We start from the raw sequence: 19,220 nt of genomic DNA on the forward strand, positions 1-19,220 counted from the left end.
GGTGACGTGCTCACTCCTGCTTGTTGCTCGTCCAGTACCGGTCCAGCAAGATCCTTTTGAGCAACTTTCCGGTCGGAGTCCGCGGCAGGCTCGGCTCGAACGAAACTGTTCTGGGACACTTGAACCCGGCCAAGGTCATTCGCGTGTAGGCGATCAGTTCGGCTTCGAGTTCTGCACCGCCGAAGAATCCGCTCTCGAGCTCGACGACCGCCTTCACCTGCTGGCCGAATTCGTCGTCTGGTACTCCGACGACGGCTACATCGAGGACTGCGGGATGCTCGGCGAGCCGGTCCTCGATCTCGGCGGGATAGATGTTGACGCCGCCGGAGACGATCAGATCCACCCGGCGTCCGTCCAGGTACAGGTAGCCGTCGTCATCGAGATACCCCAGGTCGCCGAGTGACGCACGGCCCTCGGAGTCGAAGACCCCCGCGGTCTTCTCCGGGGACTTGTGGTAGCTGAAGCGCGGCGCGTGATCGAACCAGACACCGCCTCGGACGTACGGCGGTACCGGAGCGTGATCGTCACCCAGTACCGAAATCGTTCCCGGAGCGGGCTTTCCGACCGACCCGGGATGCTCGAGCCACTCCTGTGGTGAGATGAGCACCATTCCGACGTTCTCACTGCCACCGTAGAACTCGTAGAGGATCGGCCCCCACCAATCCATCATCGCCTGCTTGACCGTGACCGCGCAGGCGGCTCCGGCGTGAATCACACACCGGAGACTGGACACGTCGTAGCGGGCCTTCACCTCGGTCGGCAGTCTGAGCAACCGGACGAACATCGTCGGCACCACGCTGGTGTGCGTGACGGAGTGACGCTCGATCAGCCGGAGCGTCTCTTCGGCCTCGAATCGCTCTGTCAGAACCAGCGTTCCGCCCCACCGGATCACGGAGGTACAACTCTGTAGTGGGTACGCGTGATAGAGCGGAGCCGAGTTGAGCCAGACCGATCCTTCATCGAACCCCCACGTCGCGGCGAACGCCGCAGTCAAGGGATCGCCCTGCGAGAAGGAGACATCGGGCATGTCGCGGAGAATCCCCTTGGGCTTCCCGGTGGTACCGGAGGAATAGAACATGAACGCGCCCTGTCGATTCCCCGCCGTCGAGGGTGTGCCCGGCTCTACTACATCGCAGTAGAGCCGGTCGAACTTGTCGGCGAGTGGCGAATTGTCGCCGTCCGCGACCAGAACGGCTTCGACGGCCGGAGCCGATGCCACCGCGGCGCCGACCAGATCGACGTAGCGGGCGGTGGTGACCACCAGCCGAGCGTCCGAATCCGCGATGACGTGCGCGACCTCGTCGAGCGTCAGGTGTATCCCGACGGCCACCAACCGCACGTTGGTTCGCAGAGCCGCGATCGCGACGACGAGATAGTCGGACCGGTTCTCCATGACTATCGCCACGCGGTCGCCCGCGACTATCCCGCGATCGGTCCAGTTTCCGGCCAAAGCCCGGGATTGTCGCGCGAGCTCGGCGTATGTCAGCGATGTGCCGCCCGGGACCAGGACTGCTATCCGATCGGGATCGCGCTCGGCCCAGTGATCCGGCGTCAACGACGGCGCCTCGGTGGTGACGGACATGGGATCTAATCCTCGGGCTCGTGGGTCCAGCCTGCGACGTGGCTCGCGGCCTTCGTGAGCGACGACCAGGGTGGCAGCCGACGCGGAAGGGGCAGCGGGATCTGTTCCGCGCCATGTTCTTCGAGAAGGGCGGCGAACAATGCCGGGTCACCCGGGAACGGCGCGCCCTCGCCGGCAATGAATCCGTACAGTTCGCATCCGTCGGGTCCGGCGACCCACGGCCCGAACAGATCGCCGTATTCGAGCATGATGTGGCTGCCCACACCGCACACCCCGTCCTTGCTGCGAATCTCCCCCTGGACGATGAAGTTGATGTGATTGCCGTGATGCCCGTGCTGCGGCGTCATCGCACCCGGGTCCCATCTGTTCCAGAACGCGACGTAGTCGGGCGACAGCTCGATCCACTTCTCCCAGATCGATGCGGTATGTCCGTCCTCGAATCGGAATCTCAGCATCTCCTCGGCAGGCACTTCGTCCAGATGTTTGATGCGTGGACCGCCGTACATGATGAGTTCCTCCGCTCGATCCTCGCTACTTCGGCAGAGCTGGCATCATTCCGCCGTCGAGTTCGTAAGTGTTTCCGGTGCGGAAACGACTCCTCGTCGAAGTGCCGCACCGATTCGATTGCCCGCCCCGGTAACCCCAGCAACGTGCCGTCGAATCGCATAGATGTCGTCTCCAGGAATATGTGCGCAGAGCCACCGACCCGTTTCCTCGGTCTGCATCTGACACTAATGGACAGTAATGTGACCCATACCACCTGTCAAGATAGGTGATCTATGGTCACGTTCTGACAGATTGTTCCCGAAACACCGCCAAAAACCTTAAAGTGACGATATTGTCAGATGTATGTCCTTGCCCGAGAAGCATGCGAGAGAGCTCGTCGACCTGCCGGCGCCCTAGGCCGGCAGGTCGACAGCTCCTACCGCATCATGAGGGTGCCGCCGTCGACCGGAAAGACCTGACCGGTCATGAAGCGGGCACCGTTGCTGGACAGGAAGGCGAGAACGGGAACGAAGTGCTCCTCGACGTCACCAAGCTTGCCGCCCAAGGGAACCGCAGACGCCATGAACGCGTCGTGCGCCGCTAACTGCTCGGGTGTCATCGACGCTCGAGTCTTGTCGTACATCGGAGTCCAGATCGCCGGAGCGATCGCATTCACGGTGATGTCGTATCGCGCCCACTCGCGCGCGACGGTGCGCGTCCAAGCCACCACCGCACCTTTGCTGGCCGAGTAGGCGGCCTTGTTGGGCAATCCGTGCACACCGGCAGCAGAGGCGAAGTTGAGAATCTGCCCGCCCGAGGCCCGCAGATGTTCGAAGGCACCCTGATTGGTCAGGAACGTCCCCGTCGCGTTGATGGACATCACCTTCGACCACGTGTCGAAGGTGATGTCCTCGGCGGCGCCGCCCGGTGCGATTCCGGCCGCGTGGATCAGGACGTCGAGCCCTCCGAGGAGTGACACTGCCTGCCCCAGTGCGCTTTTCACCGACTCGGCTTCGGATACGTCACACGCCACGAACTCGGCGCCCGCGTCCTGCGCGATCGAGGCGCCCGGATCCTCCACGAGGTCCATCGACACGACGTTCGCTCCCAGTTTCGGGAATGCCCGTACCAGGCCGGCACCCATACCGCTCGCACCGCCGGTGACCACCACGCGACGGCCGGTCAGTGCGATCGAGTTCTCCTGCACCGTCATCGCTGTCCCCTGATCCCGAGCTCGGCCTCGGCCGCACCGAGTTTGGACGGAATGTGTTCACTGGGCCACAGGGAGTCGATCGCCGTGTACCCGGACAGCACTCCCCTGGCGACCTGGCGCAGGTGTACCTCGGTGGGCCCGTCGACGAGACCCATCACCGGCGCGCTGACCCACATGTGCGCCAACGGGGTGTCCTGGCTGACGCCGAGTGCACCGTGCACCTGGATGGAACGAGAGACGATGTCGTGCAGCACCTTCGGCGTCAGGAACTTGATGGCGCTGATGTCCTTGCGGCACTTCGAGTAGTCCTGGGTCTTGTCGATGAGCCAGGCGGTCTGCAGGACGAACAGGCGAAACTGTGCCAACTGAGCGTACGACTCCGCGATGTAGGTCTGCACGGTCTCGCGCTCGGCGAGCGGCTTGCCGCGCGTGGTGCGACTCAGTGCGCGTTCGCACATCATGTCCAATGCGCGCTGGGCCATACCCACCGTCCGCATGGCGTGGTGGACGCGTCCGCCACCGAGGCGCACCTGGGCCACCTCGAAGGCACGCCCTTCGTCGCCGAGCATCGCGGTCGCAGGCACACGGACATTGTCGTAGTGCATGTACGCGTGCGAACCCTCCGCCGCGGGCTCGTGCATCAGCGCAACGTTGCGTTCGATGACGACGCCTTCGGTATCGGTGGGAACCAGGAACATCGACATGCCCTTGTGCGGGCCCGCGTCCTTGTTCGTGTACGCCATGACGATGCAGAACGTCGAGTACCTCGCGTTGGACGAGAAGTACTTGTAGCCGTTGATGATCCAGTCGTCACCGTCACGAACCGCGGTGGTCTCGAATTGTCCGACGTCGGCGCCGCCCTGCGGCTCCGTCATCGAGTAGCAGGAGAATATCTCTCCGGCCAGCAGCGGAGCCAGGTACTCGGCTTTCTGCTCCGCGGTGCCGAAATGCGCGATGATCTCGGCGTTTCCGGTGTCCGGGGCCTGCGTTCCGAAGATGACCGGCGCCCAAATGGATCGACCGAGAATCTCGTTGAGCAACGCGAGTTTCATCTGACCGTAGCCTTGGCCGCCCAGGGCCGGTTCGAGATGACACGCCCACAGCTGCTGGTCACGAACCTTTTGCTTCAGCGGATCGACGATGCGGCGATGTTCGTCGTCGAGTGGTTTGTAATTGTCGTGTGGCCACACCAGATCGAGTGGCTCGATCTCGTCGCGAACGAACTGAGCCGCCCAGTCCAGTTTCTTCTGAAACTCGGGGTCGGTCTCGAAATCCCATGCCATGAATAACTCCTCGTTTGCGATTACCAGAAAAAGTTCGACTCAGCGGTACGAGGTGGTCCGCGACAACGATGCGGCGAACTCCATCAGTTCGAGTGCGATGGGTCCGAACCGCGCGACGCGCTCGTCCGCCTCGCCTTTGGCGTGCCGAGCGACGCTGGCCTCGAGCACGATGGCGAGCTTGAATCGAGCGAGGATGACGTAGTAGTCCACGGCGGACACGTCGCGTCCGCTGACCGTCGCATAGTGCTCGAGCATCGCCGCACGGGACGGCATCCCGGCGTAGTCGAGGTAGCGGGCGTGTTTCATCGCGTCGCCCTCGGGCGGCCAGCCGACGAGGACCCAGCCGAGGTCCAGCAAGGGATCACCGATCGTCGCCATCTCCCAGTCGATGATCGCGGCGAGTTCGGCGGGCTTCCCGTGACGGTACATCACGTTGGCGAACTGGTAATCGCCGTGCATGATTCCCGGTTCGAAGGTGGACGGGATGTGCTCACTGAGCCACTTCGCCGTCTCGTCCAGACCAGGTAGTTCACGAAACTTGAAGCCGGACAGGTGCGAGAGCCAGCGATCGACTTGCCGTTCGAGAAATCCTTCCGGCTTGCCGAAACCCTCGAGACCGCGGGCCTTCCAGTCCACACGCGCCATCTTCGCCGCGCCGTCCACCAGCTGGATCGCCAGTCCGCCACGGGCGTCGAGGTCGGTATCGAAGGGCGCGATCCAGCCGGCGCCCATCGGGCTCCAGCCGTCGACGAGATCCATCAGGTAGAACGGGCTGCCGATCACCGACTCGTCATCGGTGACCCCGCGCAGCGCCGCGTGCGGAACATCCGTTCCGGCAAGCCCTTTCAGCAGACGGGCCTCCCGCATCAAGACCTTCGCGCGACCTTCGACGCCGTAACTCGGGGGTCGGCGAAGTGCCATCTTCTCGCCGCCACGGGTGATCTCGAAGAGTTCGTTCTGCGACCCGCCCGTCAGGGAACGTGCCTGGGCACGCTCACCGGCACCGGGGAGACCTTGCGCGTCCATCCATCGACTCAGCGATTCGGTGTCCAACGACGGGGTGGTCACTGCTTGATCGGTCATAGTCAGAACATAATGACTCATTTTGCAGAACGCAATTACTCTAGAGAGAAACCTTCACATATTCGCAGGTGGGGAGTCACAGACTGCTCACAGGAGAGGAAACGATGAGCCCGACCCACGCGATGGGCAGCACAGGAGCACCGACGATGTCGGCCGCCCGAATCCACCGACTCGGCACCCCCGACGCGATCGAGATCGACACCGTCGACGTGCCCACACCCGGCCCCGGCGAGATCCTCGTCGAGGTGCACGCGGCCGCCGTGAACTTTCCCGACACCCTGATGATCGCGGGTAACTACCAGACCCGGACTCCACTGCCCTACATCCCCGGACACGAGGCCGCGGGCATCGTGAGCGGCATCGGTGACGGCGTCGACGGCCTCGTCATGGGAGACCGAGTCGCGGTGCTGGCGCCGGGTGCGTTCGCCGAATACCTCGTCGCCCCCGCCGAGGTGGCGACTGCGATACCGGACGGCCTCGACTTCGCTGCCGCGGCGGCGACGTGGGTCTGCCACCTCACCGCCTATCACGCGCTACGTTCGGTTGCCCGAATCTCCTCGGGCAACACGGTTCTGGTCCTCGGAGCGGGTGGTGGCGTCGGGCTCGCAGCCGTCGAGATCGCCGCCGCGATGGGCGCGAAGGTGGTCGCGGCGGCGTCATCTCCGGCCAAGCTCGAGGCCGCCAGATCCAAAGGTGCCCGTGTCACGATCGACTACAGCTCAGGGGATCTGCGCGACAAGTTGCGCGGCACCGTCGGCCCCGGCGCTCTCGATGCGGTCATCGACCCGGTCGGCGGCCGCCACTCCGAGCCCGCGCTGCGCGAAATACGCTGGGGCGGGACGTTCGTCACCCTGGGCTACGCAAGCGGCGAGATCCCCCGAATTCCGGTGAACCTGATACTTCTCAAGGGCGCGGTGATCAAGGGGCTCGAGATCCGAACCTTCGCGCAGCACGACCCGGACAGTGCTTCTCGGGACCGCGCGGAGTTCGCCGACCTGTGGCGCACCGGCCGCATCCGCCCGACCATCCACGCGCGCTATCCATTGCGCGACACCCGCGAGGCACTCGAAGAGGTCGCACAAAGACGGTCGATCGGCAAGACGATCATCGACGTACGTCCCGGGCATCGCTAGGTCGACGACGAAGGGCTGCCCCGCGAAATGCCCCGTGGGGCGCCCTGTCGACGATCGGCGTTTCAGCTCACACGCGGGAAGTGGTACAGCTTTCGCGCGTTGAGTTCGACGATCTTGTGCGCTTCGTCGTCCGGCACCTCGGCAAGCAACTTCTCGGTGAACCGACGGCTGTTGGGCCAGTTCGAATCCGAGTGCGGGTAGTCGCATTCCCAGGTGATGTTGTCGACGCCGATCTGGTGCCGACGCGACACACCCTCGAGGTCATCGATGAAGCAGCCGTAGATGTTCCTCCGGAAGATGTCGGACGGCCGCACTTCCTTGTTCACATTCTGGTACCAGCGATGCTTCTCCCACGTGAGGTCGATACGCTCGAGAAGATAAGGTATCCAACCGATTCCACCCTCGGACAAAGCGACCTTCAGGTTGGGGAACTTGTAGAACACCGGCGAGAACAACAGATCGGCGGTCGCGTACATCGAATTGGTTCCGAACAGCGCGATCATCACAGCCATCGGCGCCTCGGGTGAAGTCATCGGAGCCTTGCCGGAAGATCCGAAGTGCATGCACAACGGCATCTTCGTCTCCTCGGCCGCGCGGAAGACCGGGTCCCAGTGATCGGTGTAGAAGGACGGCAGACCGAGCCCGACAGTGTTCTCCGGGAATGTGATCGCCTTGGCGCCCTTGGCATGACAACGGTAGATCTCTTTCGCCGCCTCCTGCGGATCCCACAGCGGCAGAATGATGAGCGGGATGAAGCGATCGGGGGCGGTGGCGGCCCACTCGTCGAGATGGAAGTCGTTCCACGCCTGAACCGAGAGCAGCGCGAGCTCACTGTCCTTGTGGTCGATGAAGACTGTTCCGGCGAAACGCGGAAACGACGGGAAGCACAACGCAGCCTGAACGCCGTCGATGTCCATGTCGGCGACACGCGCCTTGGGGTCGTAGCAGCCGGGCAGCATGTCCGAATACCGGGTCGGGTCCATGCCGTATTCCTGCGGCTTCTTGCCGGCGACGGCATTGAGGCCGATGTTGGGGTAGACCTTGCCTTCGTACGACCAGACCTGGGCGACCTTGGCCTGTGCTGCACGACCACCTTCACCACGTGCGGACGCGAGCAGCACCTTGGACAGACCTTCGTCGCCGCCGCTCTTGCTCATATCCATCTCGATGATCCGCGGCCCCTCCGCATGGAACTTCTTCGGCAGACGATCCGTCCACACGTTCGGCGGTTCGATGAGGTGATCGTCCACCGAGATCAATTGCATATGGTCCTGAAGCGGCACTGTGGCTCCCTACGTGAATTGGATGACGGCTCTTGGGCGCCGCGCCATCCGATGTGTCAGCATCCGAGGCATGAACAACGGTCAATCTGACATAGTGTCATCGTAGTGATGGCCATCACGAAGGTCAACGCTTGTGGATCTCTACCTGCTGATTACGTTCCGTTTGCCATGGAATCGAACTATTCGATCCTGCCCCGACATCGGTGTTTGTCATATTTCTGACGCTTCGTACATATTACCGTTAAGCCCCATAGCCGTCGTCGCGGTCGAACATCGCACGGTCCTCGACCTCCGGGTCAGTCGACGCGTAGGGGTGTGCATCCCGCTTCGGTCATGCTCAGACTCGTTCTGCTGCAACGGGATCGACGAACGCACCGTGGTGCGGCCCTCAGTGTGACGTTTTACCCGCGTACCGCACATCGAAAATGCTGGTGAAGTCGGACTGCCCAAGAGTGTCCATCCCGACTGTGTGGGACGAATAGGCCGCCATGGTGGGAACGCCGCACAGATAGACGTCGTACGCGTCGTCGGCAGCAACCGAAGAGGCACGCGTCAGCAATCCGGTCCGCTCGTCGTCGGACACAGCGGGATCGAGGCTCCGTAGCACCGCGTTGGAGAACTCGGCGGACGGCGGTGTCGGAAAGCGGTACGCGGCCATGTAGTTCAACAGCAACGACTGCCCGGGCAGCGGGTAGGCCAACCGTGAGTTCAGCAGTGCCTTGTGGCCCCGTTGAAAGGTTGCCTGCGCATCCACAGCCGGGATGGGCTGGAGCCGCACATCGACCCCCACATCCCTCAACTGTGCCTGCACAGCGGTGGCCATCTCCTGCTGTGGCGATGCGCCGGCGACAAAGATCAGGTCGATCGACAGGTCGTCGGGCGCGTTGGCTTCGCGGAGCAACCGCCGAGCCCGGTCCGGATCGAAGGTGTACAACTCGGTTCTGGAGTTGTCGTGGCCGACGACTCCCTCAGGAAGGGGCTGCGACAGCGGCGGACAGGTGCCGTCGAGCAGAGCGTCATTGATTCCCTTGCGATCGATCGCATAGTTCAACGCCTGCCGGACTCGACGATCCTCCAGCCCGGGGGTGCCGATGTCGAGTTGGACGGCGTAGGACTGGACGACCGGATACTGGTGAAATTCGAATCCTCGCTGGCGCAGCACGTTCTGCGCCTCGTCGAACTGATCCGGATCGATCTTGATGGCGTCGACCTGGCCGGACCGGAATGCGTTGAGCCGCGCGTTGTCGTCCGCCAACCCGATCAGCTCGAGGCGTGCCGATTTCTGCGCTTCCGGATCCCAGTACCCCTCGTGCCGGGTGTAGGTGAAGCGATCACCCGGGCGGATCACGTCGAACTCGTACGGCCCGGAACCCACATCGGTAGTGGCGGGATCGGATCCGGCGGCGATCGCCGCCACATCGACGATCGCCGCCTCGGTGGTGGACAGTGCGGATGACAGGTCGATTGCTGGCCGGTTGGTCGAGATGCGAACCGTCCAGGTATCGAGCGCTTCGACATTCGAGATCATGTCGAAGCGACCGGCCACCCTCGATCGCGCGGGATCTCGGGCACGGTCGAGACTGGCGACGACCGCGGCCGCGTCGACCGGCGCACCGCTGTGAAACGAAACATCGTCTCGCAAGAAGAAATCCACCGACGAGCCATCGGGTGCGAACTCCCACGATCGCGCCACCATCGGCGCGATCGCGGGGCCCGCAACCGCCTGTGTCAGTCGGTCGTACACGGGAGACAGGAACGGAAAATCGATTTGATAGTTCCCGGACTGGTGCGGATCCAGGTTGTTGGGGACCACGTTTCCGGCCACCCGCAGCGTTGCTCCACGATCGACCGACCGGGCCCCCTCCCGCGCCTGATCCGGTGTCCCACAGGACGTCAGCATCAACAGACAGATCGAAACCGCGGCCACCCGGGCCACTGTGCCGGTGTTCATCGTCTACGACGTCTTTCCGACGTACCGGGTGTCGACAATGCCGGAGAAATCGCCTTGACCGGCTTTGTCGATACCGAACACCTTGTCCGTGAACGCAGCCTGCGTCGGAATGCCACAGATGAACACGTCGTAGGCATCCTTGGACGCGATCCGCGACGCGGTGGTGTACAGGCCGATCCGCTCCTGGTCACTGATGTTCGGGTCGAGACTCGCGTTGACCGCGTCGGTGAACTCCCGCGAAGGAGCAGTCGGGAACCGCAGCGGCACGAGGTAATTACTCTGCAGCGACTGTGCGGGTGTGGGGTAGGTCAGCCGCGGGTTGAGCAGCGCGTATTTGCCCGTGCCCATTCGCAACTGCGCATCGGCAGTCGACAGCGGGACGATGTCCAGTCCGACACCGACCTCGGCCAACTGCGCCTGGATAGCGGTCGCCATCTCCTGTTGCGGAGAGAGACCGGCGACAGTGATCACCTTCAGCCGTAGATCTGCCGGCGCTTTGGCCTCGGCGAGGAGTTGACGCGCCTTGTCCGGGTCGTAGGTGTATCGGCCGTCGGATTCTTGATCGGTTCCTTCGATCCCCGGCGCGATCGGCTGCGAAATCGGTGCGCACTGATCTTTCAGGAGAGCTCCGTTGATTCCGTTACGATCGATGGCGAAATTGAGCGCCTGACGGACTCGCGGATCTTGGAGACCCGGCTGGCCGATGTCGAGTTGCACCGCATAGTACTGAGCGGCCGGGAAACTGTGGAGTCGATACTGCGGCAGGCGCAGGAGGGTGTTCAAATCATCGGCCTGCCCGGCCTTCGCCAGCATGACGTCGATCTGTCCGCTACGGAACGCATTGAGCCGCGCGTTGTCGTCGGTGATACCGATGATCTCGAGCTTCGCAGCCTTCTGCGCCTCCGGATCCCAGTATCCGTCGAAACGGCTGTAGGTGATGCGGTCGCCACGGCGAACCTCGTCCACGACGTACGGCCCCGATCCTGCCGTTTCCACCGACAGGTCTACGTTGCCGTCGATTGCGGCAGGATTGATGATCGCGGCGACGGTGCTCGACAGCGCTGCCGGTAGGTCGACCGCGGGACGAGACGTCGAGATCCTGACAGTGGTGGGGTCGATCTCTTGGATGCCGGTGATCAACGTCAGCGCGCCCGCCGCACGGGCACGCGTCGGATCAGTCGCTCGTTGCAGGCTCTTCACCACGGCGGCGGCGTTGACGGGGGTACCGTCGTGGAACTTCGCGTCGGTGCGCAACTTGAAATCCGCGGACCTGCCGTCCGGCGCGAACGCCCACGATTGGGCCAACATCGGCGCGATCGCCGGTCCCGCGACCGCCTGTGTGAGTCGGTCGTACACGGGCGAAAGGTAATTGAAATCGATCTGATAGTTCGCCGACTGGTGCGGGTCGAGATTGTTCGGTCCCACCGTCCACGCGTACCGCAGCGTGGCATTGAGATTGACTTTGCTCGGGTCGGCGCCCCGCCCGTCGGCGGTCGACGAAGTACCACCGCCACCGCAGGCCGCGGTGACCGCGGCAACCATTACCAGACTTACCAAAACCTGTAAGCCGAACCGAGTTCGGTTGTGAACCTTCATGACTGTGTCTGTTCCTTTTTCGCAGGGCAAAGGCCGAATTGTCGCCGGAGTGGAGCGGATTCGATCGGCTACTTTCTGATCTTGGGATTGAGGTAGCCGTACGACATGTCGACCAACAGGTTGCAGACGAGCACTACCAACGCACTGATGATGACCACCCCCTGCACCATCGGCAGGTCACGTTGCACCACGGCGGTGTAACCGAGCATTCCCAATCCGGATATGGCGAAGACGAATTCGACCGTGACGGCACCACCGAGGATGCGTCCCATCTGCATACCCAGCACAGTGACGATGGAGATCGCGGCGTTCTTCATCGTGTGCTTCCACAGGACGCTGCGTGCGCTGAGACCCTTCGCCCGCGAGGTGCGCACGTAGTCCTTGTTCATCGCATCGACGATCGAACCGCGTGTCTGACGGGCCAACTCGGCCGCCGACACCGCGGCGAGCGCGATACCCGGCAGAATGAGGTGCCGTGCCCATTCGATGATTCCGCCATCGGCGATCGTCACGTAACCGGTGGCCGGTAGCCACGTTCTGGTGATGGCGAATGTGATGACCAGCAGCAGTCCGAGCACAAACGGTGGAACCGACATCAGCAGTGCTGCAACAGTAGTCACCGCCCGGTCGACGATCGACCCCTGTTTCACCGCTGCCCACACACCGAGCGGAATCCCGATGACTACGGTCAAGATGATCGCCCACAGAGCCAGGGACCCGGTAATCCAGACCCGCTCCATGAGAGCATCGGTCACGGCCTGACCACTGTAGAGGGATGTTCCCAGATCACCGGTGACAGCTTTGCCCACCCACTCCACATATCGGACGATCATGGGCGAGTCGAGATGGAGATTCTGGCGGATCATTTCGATCTGCTCCGGGCTCGCACCGTCACCGGCGATACGAGCCGCCGGATCGGTACCGCGGTTTGCCAATTCGAGCAGGGCGAAGGACAGAAAAGCCACCAGAAGCAGCAACGGTACCGACGCAAGAATGCGGCTGGAGACTAGCTTGAGCATGGACCCGACTCCTCGGTCGCGTGCAGTGTGGTGGTAAGAGACAACTTCGTCATGACGCCGCCAATGCACGGCGCGCGGCGCGTTTTCGTGGATTCATCACCGGAATCGCGGACAGCAGATCCTTGGTGTAGGCATCCTTCGGGTCCTCGAATATCCGCTCGGTAGAACCGGACTCGACGATTTCACCGCGACGCATGACGGTCACGTCGTGAGCGAACATCTTCACCAGAGCCAGGTCGTGGGAGATGAAGAGGTAACTGATCTGGCGCTCCTGCTGCAGGTCCTGCAGAAGATTGAGGACCTGAGCCTGGATAGAGACATCGAGCGCGGCGACGGGCTCGTCGCAGATGATGAGCTCGGGCTCGGTCGCGAGTGCACGGGCAATGGCGATCCGCTGCAGTTGTCCGCCGGAGAACTCGTGCGGATACTTCTCCATCTGGTCGACTCGCAGTCCCACCCGCTCGAGCAGTTCTGCCACCTTGTTCTCGCGTTCCCGACCCCGCAGATCGGTATGCAGCGTCAGGGGTTCCGCTACGGACTGCCCGACGAGCATGCGGGGATCGAGGGAGTTGAACGGATCCTGGAAGATCATGGTGGCCCGACGCCGCAGTCGCCGAACGTTTTTCGACGACATCTGCAGAATGTCGTTACCGAACAGTCTGATCGCGCCGGTGTCGGGCGTCTCCAGTCGCAACGCCATTCGGCCGATCGTGGACTTCCCCGCACCGCTCTCGCCGACGATCGCGCGAGTGCGACCTTTCTCCACTGTGAAGGAAACGTCTTTGACCGCGTGCGTGCGCTCGGTCGCGATACCGAACACGTTGCGCTTCTTGACGAACGACTTGACGATGTTGTCGACTTCGAGAACGGTGGTCATCTCTTGATTCCTTCCAACGCGAGCGCGTCGGCCCGCGCGCAGCGGACCCGGTGCACGTCGGCACCGGTCAACGAGACCGCTCCGCTGTCACAAAGTCCGGCCTGCGCATAGCTACAGCGAGGGTGAAAACGGCAGCCCTCGGGCCAATTCCAGGCTGCCGGAACAGTTCCGGGAATCGCGTACAGACGCTCGGCACGCACCTGAGCGTCCGGAGTCGATGCCAGCAGACCTTCGGTATAGGGGTGCTGCGGGTCGTAGAAGAGTTCCTCGGCTCCGGTGCTCTCCATTACCTGCCCCCCGTACAGCACCGAGACACGGTCGCAGGTCTCGGCGACGACACCGAGGTCGTGGGTGATGAACAGGATGCCCAGCCCCATCCGTCCCTGGAGTTCGGTGAGCAGTTCGAGCACCTGAGCCTGGACCGTCACATCCAATGCGGTCGTCGGCTCGTCGGCGATGAGCACCACCGGTTCGCAGGCCACCGCCATGGCCAGCATGACCCGCTGGCACATCCCGCCACTGAACTGGTGCGGGTACTCGTGCGCGCGAGCGGCCGCATCGGGGATCCCGACGAGTTCGAGCATCTCGACCGCGCGGGCCCACGCCTGACCTCTACCGACACCGTCACTGTGCCGACGGACGACTTCGGCGATCTGGTCTCCGACGGTGAACGCCGGATTGAGCGATCGACGCGGCTCCTGGAAGATCATCCCGATGTCTTTGCCGCGCAGCGCATTCATCTCACGATTGCTCAGCCCGACCAGTTCGCGGCCTTCGAGCTGGACCGATCCGGTGATCTTCACCCGTGGCCCGCTGAGCAAGCCCATGATCGCCAGTGACGTCACCGTCTTGCCGGAACCGGACTCACCCACCAAACCCAAGGTTTCACCACGACGGAGGGTGAGATCGAGATGGTCGACAACCGTCGACCATCCGTGCTCGGTCTTGAACTCGATACACAGGTTCGAGACCTCGAGCACAACCCCACCGATGCATGCGTCGGAACCGCTGCCGCGCAATGTATCCGGTGTCCCGGGCGAGTTCGTCGTGATGTTGTCAGCCATGTGCGCCACGTCCTTCGAAAGCATCGCGCATACCGTCTCCGAAGGTGGAAAGGGCGAGCACGGTCAGCACGATCGCCACCGTCGGCACGATCATGAAGCTGGGTGAGGCATTGACGTTCTGGAATGCGTCTTGCAGCATCGATCCCCAGCTCGCCTGCGGCGATTCCACGCCGAGGCCGAGGAAGCTCAGACTGGCCTCGACGATGATCACGATTCCGGCGCCGAAGGTCAGCTGAATCATCAACGCGGAGCTGGCATTCGGCAGAACATGGCGCCACAGCAAGCGGAAGTTCGAGCACCCCACGCTGCGGCACGCTTCGATGTAGGACTCGCCCGCCACCGCCTGCGCTTCGGATCTGGCCACACGGAACAGTCGGGGAGCCAGCAGCAATCCGACGGCGATCATGGCATTGGTCAAACCCGGCCCCAGGACACTGACGACGGCGAGGGCCAGGATCAGCGGCGGAAGCGCGAGCAATGCTTCCGCGATCCGACTGAGCACCGCGTCGACAGGTCCGCCGACCAAGCCGGCCAGAAGCCCGAACGGGATACCGACCACGGATGCCAAGGCCATCGCCTGCACTATCGCCAACACCGCGATCTGCGTGGCATCGACCAGCCGACTGAACGTGTCACGCCCGTAGCCATCGGTACCGAACCAATGCTCTCCACTCGGCCCTTGCAGTCGTTCACCCAGCGCCTGGGCGTTGGGGTCGTGCGTCATCAGCAATACCCCGAAAACAGCGACGAGCACCAACAGCACCAGAAATGCCAGCGATACCATCGCCGCACCGTTGGACCTCAGCGCGCGCCACTTGCGGCCGCCGCGGAACCGCTTCTTGCGTGAGAGCGGATGCGGCCGTTCGGTCTTCGCTGTACCCGCCGCGGGATCGGGCGACGGCTCGGGGATGGCGGTCATCAGCTGTCCCTCCGTAGCAACAGGCAACCGGCCTCGGGTCCGCCGCCGACTCCCACCGCCGCGATCTCCACGTCCCTGGGGATCTGTCGATCTCCGCCCTCGCCCCATAGTTGGACGCAAGCCTCGTGCAGGAATCCGTAACCGTGCAGTCGACCGGCCGACAACTGTCCGCCGTGCGGGTTGATCGGCAGGGCGCCGTCGAGTCGGTAGCGCTCCTCGTTGTCGAGGAACTGACCGACTTTGCCGTGGTCGGCGAACCCGAACGCCTCGATCCATTGCAGGGTCAAATAACTGAAACCGTCGTAGAGCGTGGCGAAATCGACGTTGTTCGGCGTCAGATCGGTGGTCGCCCACATCGAGGCGGCAGCGTCGAACGGCGCGGTAGTGGTGAAGTCGGCGCGCTGATCCCAGTTGTGGCGCTGGTAGAGACCCGCACCGGCCGCCTCGATGGCGATCGGTGTGTTCTTCAGGCCCTTCGATGCCTCGCGGCGCGAGACGATAATGGCAGTGGCGCCGTCACAAGGCACATCGCAGTCGTAGAGGCCCAGCGGGGTGGAGATCATGCGCGCGCCGAGGTAGTCCTCCATCGTCATCGGAGTGCGGTAGATGGCATTGGGGTTCAACCCCGCGTTGCGGCGACTGTTGATGACGATCTTGCCCAGCTGTTCCCTGGTCAGCCCGAACTCCCACATATACCGTTGGGCGAACATTCCGATCCAGTTCGCCGGTGAAGCCGCGCCGAAGGGCATCCGGAACTCCGAATGCCCGGACGCGCGGGCCATTTTCGAGGTCAGTGCGGCTGCGCGTCCCGACGCCTGAGCGGTCGCCTCCCAGACCGAGCGGAAACAGAGCACGTGGTCGGCCCGCCCCGACGCCACCGCCGCTGCCGCGTCGAGCAAGGTACCGATCTGACCCGAAGTCTCGACGCCGCTGACATGCCACCGCGTTTCGAGTCCGAAGGCGTCGCGCACGTCATGGGTGGTCGCTCCGACGAACCCGCTCTCCGCCGCTACCGGGCCGGGGTAGCTGGCCACCCCGTCGATGTCGTCGAACGACAAACCGGCGTGCTCCACCGCACGCGCCGAAGCCTCGAGGGCGAGAGCGATTCCGGTCCGGCCGATTCGACGACCGATCTGAGACTGTCCGATACCCGTGATCACCGCACGGTTGTCCACGAAGGTCATGCCGTCACCGGCCGGAAGAAAGGAATTGCCACGTCGTCGTGCTCCTCGAAAACGACTTCGACCGCCATACCGATGTCGACCGAGTCGATGTCGACCTCGACCAAGCAGGTGGTGAGGCGAACGTCCGGTTGGTCATCCAGTTCGACGGCCGCGATCACATACGGCGGAGGGAATGCCGGCAGCCATGGGTGATGGTTGACGGTGAACGCCGCGACCTTGCCTCTACCCGACGCGACCTCGGGGGCGACGTCGAGACTGCGGCAACGCCAGCAGGCCCCGACGGGTGGATGGATCCACCCTCTGCACGCTCGGCACCGGGTGATGCGGAGTTCGCCGTCGAATCCACCGGTCCAGAACGCACGGGACTCTTCGGTCACGTCGGGGAGCACTCGACCCGAATCGTTTGACATGTACATCCTCCAACTGCCTTCTGTTCGGTGCCGACGCGGCTGATGATCCATGCCACCCTCGAGGCTGCGAGTGATTCCGGTCACCGTGGACGAAGACTAACATCTGATGGTCGTGTCATGTAAGTACCCGAACATCACCGCACATGACTGGCTTTAGTGTCGAGTAGAACCCACATCAAAGCCGCATACTCTGACATGTGTGTACACATTCAGGTGCGAGAGGTCGTCAGCCGCACACCCGAAAGCGCGCCCTGCGGGATAACCCGCCGCAATATGCATAACAACGTCAGATACAGCGCTCCGCTTACGCAGGGGCCACGCGTCGCGATACTAGCTCTCGCGCGGGCGCCTGACACGAAAAAGCACCACTCTTCGCCACACCGTTGACTCGAACCCCACCCGCCACATCGCAGCAAGGCTGGCATATATCCAGCTCACGTTGCGTATCCAGCTCACGTTGCGCAATTGCCATCGGCCCTCCGGCTTTACCCGCCCTCGCGACGACGATGCATCGAACCCTTGTGACCGTGACCACATACAGCCGGATCTGTTATGTACACTAAGTCAGATGCTTCTCAGCAGCTGGCATCCGAACAGCCCACGGCGCCTGCGCGCACGCGTTCCGATCCACTGCTCCAGCTCTTTCGAAAGGATGCTCTCTCGTGGTCGGTGTAATGAACGGAATCCGAGTCGTCGAGGTCGCGGCGTGGACCTATGTACCGGTGGCAGGCGCGATCCTGACCGAATGGGGCGCTGACGTGCTGAAGATCGAGCATCCCGAGACCGGGGACCCGCAGCGTGGCCTGGTCAGCTCCGGGCTCATCCCCGCCGGTGGCGTGAACCATATGTTCGAACTGCCCAATCGCGGAAAGCGCAGCGTCGCACTGGATTTGAAGACCGAGGAGGGCCGCGACCTGTTGATGAAGATCGTCGCCACCGCGGACGTCTTCCTCACCAACTTCCGCCCCGGCGCCCGTAGGAAACTCCGCATCGATGTCGAGGACGTACGCGCACACAACGACAAGATCATCTACGTCCGTGGATCGGCAGCCGGGCAGCGGGGCGAGGAGGCCGAACGTGGCGGGTACGACATGACCTCGTTCTGGGCCCGCAGCGGCGCCGCCGACAATGTCAGCCCCGACGAGCTGGGATACGCGGTCACCATGCCGGGACCGGCATTCGGAGACACCCTCGGCGGCCTGACACTCGCGGGGGCGATCTCCTCGGCCCTGTTTCATCGTGAACGCACCGGCGAGGCACTGACTGTCGACGGTTCCCTGCTCGCGCTCGGCGCATGGGCAATGGGAGCGACGATCGCAGGCTCGCACGCGTTCGGACTCGATCGATACCCGAAGACCGTTCCCACGACCGCGGCGAACCCGCTCGTCAACAGCTATCGCACCGCCGACGGCCGATCGATCGCGATCGTCATGCTCGAATCCGACCGATACTTCCCGGAACTCATGCGCGTGCTCGAGCGTCCGGAACTGATCGACGATCCACGGTTCGCCAGCCACGCACTGCGCGGGCAGAACCACCTCGCGCTCGTCGAAGTGCTCGCCGCGGGTTTCGCCAGGAAGAGCCTGGAGGAATGGCGGTTCGCGCTGAAGGACATCGATGGTTCGTGGTCGGTCGTACAGACTCCTCGCGAGGTGGTCACCGACCCTCAGGTCGAAGCCAACGACTATATCGCCGACGTCACCGATGCCAACGGAACCGACTTCAAACTCGTCTCGGCGCCAGTGCAATTCGACGAGAAGCCCGGTGACGTCAAGCGCGCGCCCGAACACGGCGAACATACCGATCAGGTACTCGAGGAGATCGGACTGTCGATGGACGAGATCGTCGAACTCAAGGTGAGCGGAGCGGTCCTCTGACAGCCGCCGACGCCCCCACCCGTGCCGTGACATACAACCGGCGCTGATCGGAACATGTTCGGACTCCGCCCGGCCGCCCTGATATCGACAACCATCCTCAGGTCACCTCCGGTGATGACAGACGATATCGGGGCGACCAGCGGCGCGTGCACCTGTTCGTCGCGTCGACCGTGCTCACCAGGACTGTCGGCCTCGTGATCCGGGCACGCACGTACTTCAGGTGGTCGGAGCGGACGGGCTCATCGCCGTGGGTCCGGTGG

General features: G+C 63.3%; 16 protein-coding genes. 2 read left to right on the forward strand and 14 right to left on the reverse strand.

Annotated features, from left to right (window positions below; genetic code table 11):
• Positions 1-10: 10 nt before the first annotated feature.
• The 5 genes from OG874_RS17625 to OG874_RS17645 all read right to left on the reverse strand — a co-directional run bounded on the left by OG874_RS17625 (position 11) and on the right by OG874_RS17645 (position 5,647).
• Entirely contained in the window at positions 11-1,582 is a 1,572-nt protein-coding gene (locus OG874_RS17625; RefSeq protein WP_330256218.1) for an AMP-binding protein, read from the reverse strand.
• Positions 1,583-1,587: 5 nt separating this feature from the next.
• Positions 1,588-2,088, reverse strand: coding sequence for a hypothetical protein (locus OG874_RS17630; RefSeq protein ID WP_330256219.1), 501 nt, complete (start codon positions 2,086-2,088; stop codon positions 1,588-1,590).
• A gap of 416 nt (positions 2,089-2,504) precedes the next feature.
• Entirely contained in the window at positions 2,505-3,281 is a 777-nt protein-coding gene (locus OG874_RS17635; RefSeq protein ID WP_330256220.1) for an SDR family NAD(P)-dependent oxidoreductase, read from the reverse strand.
• On the reverse strand, positions 3,278-4,564 hold the full coding sequence (locus OG874_RS17640) for an acyl-CoA dehydrogenase family protein (RefSeq protein ID WP_330256221.1): 1,287 nt from the start codon (positions 4,562-4,564) through the stop codon (positions 3,278-3,280). Before OG874_RS17640 ends, OG874_RS17635 begins: the two co-directional genes overlap by 4 nt.
• 39 nt (positions 4,565-4,603) lie before the next feature.
• Positions 4,604-5,647, reverse strand: a complete 1,044-nt coding sequence (locus OG874_RS17645; RefSeq protein WP_330256222.1) for a phosphotransferase family protein — start codon at positions 5,645-5,647, stop codon at positions 4,604-4,606.
• A 146-nt stretch (positions 5,648-5,793) separates the two neighbouring features.
• Between OG874_RS17645 and OG874_RS17650 the strand changes: the two genes are divergently transcribed.
• Entirely contained in the window at positions 5,794-6,780 is a 987-nt protein-coding gene (locus tag OG874_RS17650) for an NADPH:quinone oxidoreductase family protein (RefSeq protein ID WP_330257323.1), read from the forward strand.
• Between the two features lie 62 nt (positions 6,781-6,842).
• Here the strand turns inward: OG874_RS17650 and OG874_RS17655 are convergent, their stop codons facing one another.
• The 9 genes from OG874_RS17655 to OG874_RS17695 form a co-directional block, all read right to left on the reverse strand.
• Positions 6,843-8,063, reverse strand: coding sequence for an amidohydrolase family protein (locus OG874_RS17655; RefSeq protein ID WP_330256223.1), 1,221 nt, complete (start codon positions 8,061-8,063; stop codon positions 6,843-6,845).
• A gap of 388 nt (positions 8,064-8,451) precedes the next feature.
• The gene (locus OG874_RS17660; protein WP_330256224.1) at positions 8,452-10,014 is read right to left on the reverse strand and encodes an ABC transporter substrate-binding protein; all 1,563 of its coding nucleotides are present in this window, start codon (positions 10,012-10,014) and stop codon (positions 8,452-8,454) included.
• 3 nt (positions 10,015-10,017) lie between these two features.
• A complete protein-coding gene (locus tag OG874_RS17665) occupies positions 10,018-11,610 on the reverse strand; it encodes an ABC transporter substrate-binding protein (RefSeq protein ID WP_330256225.1) in 1,593 nt (530 codons plus the stop codon).
• Between the two features lie 68 nt (positions 11,611-11,678).
• Entirely contained in the window at positions 11,679-12,629 is a 951-nt protein-coding gene (locus OG874_RS17670; RefSeq protein WP_330256226.1) for an ABC transporter permease, read from the reverse strand.
• A gap of 49 nt (positions 12,630-12,678) precedes the next feature.
• Complete coding sequence (locus tag OG874_RS17675) at positions 12,679-13,506, reverse strand: ATP-binding cassette domain-containing protein (protein WP_330256227.1); 828 nt, start codon at positions 13,504-13,506, stop codon at positions 12,679-12,681.
• The gene (locus OG874_RS17680) at positions 13,503-14,570 is read right to left on the reverse strand and encodes an ABC transporter ATP-binding protein (RefSeq protein WP_330256228.1); all 1,068 of its coding nucleotides are present in this window, start codon (positions 14,568-14,570) and stop codon (positions 13,503-13,505) included. The genes OG874_RS17675 and OG874_RS17680 overlap by 4 nt, the downstream gene beginning before the upstream one ends.
• The gene (locus OG874_RS17685) at positions 14,563-15,489 is read right to left on the reverse strand and encodes an ABC transporter permease (RefSeq protein ID WP_330256229.1); all 927 of its coding nucleotides are present in this window, start codon (positions 15,487-15,489) and stop codon (positions 14,563-14,565) included. The genes OG874_RS17680 and OG874_RS17685 overlap by 8 nt, the downstream gene beginning before the upstream one ends.
• Positions 15,489-16,673, reverse strand: a complete 1,185-nt coding sequence (locus OG874_RS17690) for a thiolase family protein (RefSeq protein WP_330256230.1) — start codon at positions 16,671-16,673, stop codon at positions 15,489-15,491. Before OG874_RS17690 ends, OG874_RS17685 begins: the two co-directional genes overlap by 1 nt.
• The gene (locus OG874_RS17695; protein WP_330256231.1) at positions 16,670-17,083 is read right to left on the reverse strand and encodes a Zn-ribbon domain-containing OB-fold protein; all 414 of its coding nucleotides are present in this window, start codon (positions 17,081-17,083) and stop codon (positions 16,670-16,672) included. The genes OG874_RS17690 and OG874_RS17695 overlap by 4 nt, the downstream gene beginning before the upstream one ends.
• Before the next feature lie 674 nt (positions 17,084-17,757).
• Here OG874_RS17695 and OG874_RS17700 point away from each other — a divergent pair.
• Positions 17,758-18,960, forward strand: coding sequence for a CaiB/BaiF CoA transferase family protein (locus OG874_RS17700; protein ID WP_330257324.1), 1,203 nt, complete (start codon positions 17,758-17,760; stop codon positions 18,958-18,960).
• Positions 18,961-19,220: the final 260 nt, after the last annotated feature.

Origin of the sequence: Nocardia sp. NBC_00565 (genome assembly GCF_036345915.1) — a bacterium.
In the GTDB taxonomy this organism is placed as follows: Bacteria; Actinomycetota; Actinomycetes; order Mycobacteriales; family Mycobacteriaceae; genus Nocardia.